Consider the following 1,495-nt stretch of genomic DNA (forward strand, 5'->3'; position numbering starts at 1 on the left):
CAAACGATTCCCAATGGGGTTGTCAAGCCTGGCTGATGACTCTTGGTGAGGGTCAGCCCAGCACGACCGTGCTCGGCGGTGGGGTGACCTCGAAGGTGCGGTCGTCGCGTATCAGAGCCCAGAGGACATTCAGACGTCGGCGTGCGAGGGCGATGATGGCCTGCCTGTGGCTCTTTCCTTCAGCTCGTTTGCGGTTGTAGAACGTCTTCGAAACGGGGCAGCACCTGGCGGCGACCATGGCCGCCATGTAGAAGACCCGCAGAAGGCGCTGGCAGTAGCGTCGTGGTGGGCGCATGTTGCCGCTGATGCGTCCCGAGTCCTTTGGGACGGGAGCCAGACCCGCGACGCCGGCGAGGCGGTCGGAGCTTCCGAAGAGGCTCATGTCACCGCCGGTGTGGGCGATGAACTCGGCTCCCAGGACGGGGCCGAGACCGGGCATGCTCAGGATGACCTCGGCGTAGGGATGGTCGCGAAACCGGCCCTCGATCAGGGCGTCGGTCTCAGCGATCTCCTCGTCGAGGGCGATCACCTGCCTCGCCAGCTTGGCCACCACGATGGCGGCCAGCTTCTCTCCGGAGAGAGCGGTGTGCTGGGCCTCAGCGGCCTCGATCGCGATGGCCGCAACCGGGCCGGGGTTGCGGACCTTGCGCTTCTTCAGCCAGGTCGTGTTCTTCCCGATCCGGCGCAGGGCGGCCGGAGTCTGGTAGCCCGTCAGAAGTATCAGAGACGCTTTGGAGGTCTTGTAATCGAAGGCGCGTTCCAGGGCGGGGAAGTACTCCAGCATCTGGGCCCGCGTCCTGTTGAGCGCCCGGGTGCGGTCCGCGGCCAGATCCAGGCGGCGCGAGGTGAGAATCCGCAGGTCGACGGCAATGTCGTCACCTCGGTGCATCAGCTGAAGGTCGCGGCGCATGCGCGCCTGGTCAGCGATGACGAAGGCGTCCTTCGCGTCCGTCTTCCCGTCACCCCTATAGGACCCGGAGGCGTGGTGAACAGTGCGGCCGGGGATGTAGAGGACCTGCTGGCGGTTATCGGTGAGCAGCGCGATCATCAGGGCGGCCCCGCCGGCGTTGAGGTCGATCGCCCAGGTCACGGGCTTGCCTTCGCTGAGCGTGAGGACATCGGCAATCAGTTTGAGTAGTGCGGTCTCGTCGTTGGCTACCCGTTGCGATAGCTTCCGCTTCCCGTCGGCGTCGATCACCACGCAGTGATGCTCGGCCTTGCCCGCGTCCGTACCGGCCCAGAGTTCGGGCGTCCCCACCTCCGAAATCGCTCCTGCACTTGTCCGAGCAGACGACTTCGCCAGCGTGTCCTTACCAAGCGATCTTGTCGCGCATCCCAATGAGTGGTCGAGTCGTCGCGGGATGCCAGGCGGCCAATCGTTTGAAGCCACCCAGGAGGCTGGAGACACGCAGCCACACCCAGCATCCCTGGGCTTCCCGATCCTACGAGTGACGGGAATCAACCCAGGAACAACGTAAGGAGACACGACCCTCAC

The 1,495-nt window shown here is 65.0% G+C and carries 1 protein-coding gene; it reads right to left on the minus strand.

Annotation, left to right across the window (positions count from 1 at the left end; genetic code table 11):
* Nucleotides 1-52 precede the first annotated feature (52 nt).
* The gene (locus tag ACZ6C1_RS39040; RefSeq protein ID WP_469247778.1) at nucleotides 53-1,258 is read right to left on the minus strand and encodes an IS110 family RNA-guided transposase; all 1,206 of its coding nucleotides are present in this window, start codon (nucleotides 1,256-1,258) and stop codon (nucleotides 53-55) included.
* Between the last annotated feature and the right edge of the window lie 237 nt (nucleotides 1,259-1,495).

This window comes from Streptomyces sp. NPDC041796 (assembly GCF_055590785.1).